This is a genomic window from Rodentibacter trehalosifermentans (assembly GCF_002000545.1).
In the GTDB taxonomy this organism is placed as follows: Bacteria; Pseudomonadota; Gammaproteobacteria; order Enterobacterales; family Pasteurellaceae; genus Rodentibacter; species Rodentibacter trehalosifermentans.
The window spans coordinates 1-3,902 of sequence record NZ_MLHL01000103.1 but is presented as its reverse complement, the minus strand read 5'-3'; the positions used below and the strand labels follow the sequence as shown (position 1 = coordinate 3,902).

The 3,902-nt window shown below is 34.9% G+C and carries 5 protein-coding genes; all 5 read left to right on the top strand.

The window, feature by feature from the left end:
- Positions 1 to 335, top strand: a 335-nt coding sequence (locus BKK52_RS13020) for a hypothetical protein (protein ID WP_208606176.1), incomplete at its 5' end; no start/stop codon positions are given.
- An 11-nt stretch (positions 336 to 346) separates the two neighbouring features.
- Positions 347 to 784: a hypothetical protein gene (locus BKK52_RS13015; protein WP_077474823.1), complete on the top strand. Its 438-nt coding sequence runs from the start codon at positions 347 to 349 to the stop codon at positions 782 to 784.
- A 203-nt stretch (positions 785 to 987) separates the two neighbouring features.
- Positions 988 to 1,278, top strand: coding sequence for a hypothetical protein (locus tag BKK52_RS13010; RefSeq protein WP_244160263.1), 291 nt, complete (start codon positions 988 to 990; stop codon positions 1,276 to 1,278).
- Positions 1,279 to 1,314: 36 nt separating this feature from the next.
- A complete protein-coding gene (locus tag BKK52_RS13005) occupies positions 1,315 to 3,171 on the top strand; it encodes a hypothetical protein (RefSeq protein ID WP_077478879.1) in 1,857 nt (618 codons plus the stop codon).
- The gene (locus BKK52_RS13000; RefSeq protein ID WP_077478878.1) at positions 3,158 to 3,709 is read left to right on the top strand and encodes a hypothetical protein; all 552 of its coding nucleotides are present in this window, start codon (positions 3,158 to 3,160) and stop codon (positions 3,707 to 3,709) included. The genes BKK52_RS13005 and BKK52_RS13000 overlap by 14 nt, the downstream gene beginning before the upstream one ends.
- The last annotated feature ends 193 nt before the right edge of the window (positions 3,710 to 3,902 follow it).

Here is a 3,902-nt window from a genome sequence, read left to right as displayed (position 1 = left end):
AATCTACGTCAGCCCCAACTTTTATATCTCCTTTTAAACAATATTCTCTGAAATATGAAGGTGTGTTGGTGAAATTTTATACTCAACCAGGGACTTCAAGAGAATTACAATATATTGGGGTAGCAGGAAACAGCTCAACTAAAAGAGAAGCTTTTCCAAGTATGGAAAAAGCTAAGAAAGGGTGGGTAGATAATAATCAAGCACTATTTAAATTGGAAGGGAGAAAAGATGGGTTTAATAATGGTAATGGGGTTGTTAATACAGGATTAGGGCGTACAGAAGCTTTAGATAAATTTAATAAAAATATTATTTTCTTTGAAAGAATAGATAAATAAGAGGTGATTAAATGTTTCTTGAAAAAGACTACCTAATGAAACTTGTTTTTGAGTTAAAAATTGAAAATTTGTTTAATAAAGATTATGTAAGGAATGTTCAAAAATTAACTTTAAATCATAACAAAAATCTTGGATTGAAAGGCAAGTATGGGTTGTATGATTCAGAAAAATGGTGGTATAACATTGAAAATGGGATTTTACCAAGTAAAGTTATTACAGGAAAAATAATTAGAGTATATCAAGCTGGTCAAGAAAATAATAAAAAGTTTAATTCATTTGATTTAATATTGGATAATGGCGAAAGATGGTCTTCAGGTATTTACTCAAATAATAAATCAGATTTTAAACTTTTTGAAATTGGGAAAAAAGTGTCTATATTTTATGTTCTTGAAGAGCTTAAAACAGGAGAAGTTATAGATTTAGTCATTGAAATGGCAGTTGAAATTTAATAATGCCAAACGTAAATTTAAGGAGTGTAGGATGTATTAATTGAAAATTCACGCACGAATTAATTTTTCCGTATGTGAAACTGTGTTTCACACACGCTACGTTGGCTAATGGAGAAAAATAATGTCAGAAAGAGTGAATTACAAAACATTAAAAAAATGGTTTTTTGAAGATGCATATTTATGGTGTCAAAGAAAATTCAGGAATGGAAAAGTTTATCAATGGGAAAAGAGTGAAAGTGAATGGGGGGGGAGCCTTAGATAGTTTTGAGGGCTGCTTTAATTTGCCGATAGAAAACTTAATGCTATATATTATATATGTAATATTAAGGGGAGGACGTAATCCTTATGGGCATAGAGCGGCGTTAAATGACATTGATAAAATATTATCTGAAAATAATTTGAATGATTTAATTTCAGAATTAGGAGAAGAAGAAAAAAAAGATTTTCTTTATGATTTAAATTTGGTTCTAAATGATAGAGAAATTGAAGAATAACGATTTAAAACGAAAATAAATTACCACTAAGAAGAAGTGAAAAGCATCAGTGCCGGCATTTCAACAGATATGGCACAAAATGCGAAAAACGCCATGGCAGCGGCGGCAAGTTTGTTAGGCAATAAACACGAAACGCAAAGTAGCCAAACCAAATCGGCAATCGGCGGAAACATCAATATAGAAACGGAAAAAACACCGGAGAATTTGACCGCACTTTCAAGAGACACAAAAAATGCCAATCAAAAGGTCAAAGCCTTTGATTTAACGGAAATCAAAGAGCAACAAGAAGCAGCACAAGTGGCGGGTGAGCTGTTTTCAAAAATCACAGGTGATGTGGCAAAAGCGTTTGACTTTAAAGACGGCAGCCAAGAAAAAATCCTGACGCACGCCATAGCAGGCGCCTTGGCGGCGAAAGTGGCGGATGGCAATGTTGCTACGGGAGCGGCGGCAGGGGCGGCTTCAGAATGGTTGAACACCTATGTAGCAGACTACCTGAAAGACCAAACCAAAGACCTGAATCTTAACCCACAACAAAAAGAAAAACTCCGACAAGCGGCACAACAGGCAACGGCATTGATGATAGGTGCTGTGGCAGGAGCGGTGACAGACGGCAGTGGAGAAGCAATAAAACAAGGGGCATTGGCATCTTACAATGCGGAGACGTTTAATCGGCAGTTGCATCCTGATGAAATCCAATGGATAGAAGATAACACCAAACGCTTTGCAAAAGAAGAAAGTGAACGTTTAGGTTATCAAGTGACGGAACAGGAAGCGAAGGCGAGACTTATCACACAAGCCGCACAGGAAGTTGATTTTGCGTGGTTCAAGAAAATTGGGAACGCGGATAGTCAAGCTAAATCATTCCTAAATAGAGCAACAGAACAAGGCGATGTCCCCCCTTATGATAATCGAGGCACATTTATCAATGCAGATGGAAAACGCCAAACTATGTTCACTGCATTGGATAAAGATGAATATTATTCAACGGGTAAATATTCAGAAGCATTGGCTAAGTTTGATAAGGCGAATAACAATATCATCACGAAAACACTGCAACCTGAAGTGCAGTATAACCTTTATACGAAATCACTTTCAGATGGTAAAGATGCAGTAGTGAATGGTGCTTTGTATGCTTTAAATAATACAGAGAAAGTAGCAAAAACGATCACTTTTGGTATCGCAAATTGCTTGAAAGAAGATTTGTGTGGGTCTGCGGTTTCAAGTATGGTGACGGATTCTATAGGGGCAGCTTGGCAATCGGGTAAAGATATTGTGGCTTATCAATATAATATTGATGATGTAAATTATCTTTATGGTAAAAATATGGTAAATGAGATTGATGCGATAGCAGCAGTAAGAGGTGGGGCAGCATTACTTGAATTAGGAGGCGTAGGAAAAGCTGCAGGCACTGGAATTAAAATGGTTACAGACTCAACCAAGAAAATGACAGGTAAAGCGCTTATTCAGGTTGATGATGTATATTCTAGATTAAGAGATCTTTATAAAGGGGAGGTGACAGTTTATAGGGTTGAAGGAAGTCCAAATCAACGTTTGATTATTGATGATGCAGGTGGTGTTATTATCACAGGAGATACAACGTTATATCTAAATTTTGGTAGTAAAAAACGAGCAGTAGAATATTTGCAACAAAAAATAGACAAAGAACTACCTAATGCAGAGATAAAAAGATTTTCTGTGCCAAGAGAATTTAGAAACGAGATAGCGGATATTGCTGTATCTGAAAAAAATGTGGGAATCTTAGATCCAAATAAAAGGTTACCTGTGATAGCCGATCCAACTAAAGCAGATTATCAATATGGGTTAAGAAAAGAGCAAATAGAGTTATTGAAAAGTAAAATTATTGAAGGAAGCGGAAAAAATGGAAATAAATAAAATCATTTATAATGAAATAATGGAGGAAAGAAAAAGATTAGAAATAAATGCTCCTCCCACTTACACAGATAATAATGGACTAGGCGCTAATTTTATAGTGAAGTGTAGTGAGAATGCACAAGATGTTGCTAGTTTAGCCAGAGATGTTATGCTTATTTTAAATTATCAATATGATAATGATAAATGGTTAGAGTTAAATGATTGGATTAATATTTTACCTCATAAATTTGTCACTAGATGTTCTCCTGAAATGTCAGAGGAAGATATTAAAACTTATAAAAAGAGATGGTTTAGCTTATCTTATAGAAAAAAAGTAAAAGAAATTAAGAAGAATGAAGATTGGTCATTAAGTAGCTGGTTATTTTGGCTTAAACCAAGTGAAAGAAGCTGGTTTTGGTGGGGGGCAGCAGTTCTAGATGAACAATATTTTGTATTTTCAGTAAAAGCATTGGATTCTCCTTTTATGTTTGGTGCTCTAAAATGGTTGTTTATAGGGTGTGGTGCCTTAGAAGTTATAGAAGAAAGTGATTTTAGGTGATGTCTAATTTATATTTTAAATTCTATTATAAAACGTGCTGAGCTTAAGCCTGAATTAGCGCTAATTTATGAGTTAATGAAAAAAGACTTATAAAAATTATTGAAAGTGCGGTCAGAAATAACCGCACTTTTGGGGTGTAAAATAAATTAGCAAAGGGTATGAAAACAGCGACAACATCACCCAACGTAATAGC

Bases quoted from the DNA above. Each gene is read 5' to 3' on its own strand.
- BKK52_RS13015 (WP_077474823.1), top strand. From the start codon at position 347: ATGTTTCTTGAAAAAGACTACCTAATGAAACTTGTTTTTGAGTTAAAA.
- BKK52_RS13010 (WP_244160263.1), top strand. From the start codon at position 988: ATGGAAAAGTTTATCAATGGGAAAAGAGTGAAAGTGAATGGGGGGGGA.
- BKK52_RS13000 (WP_077478878.1), top strand. From the start codon at position 3,158: ATGGAAATAAATAAAATCATTTATAATGAAATAATGGAGGAAAGAAAA.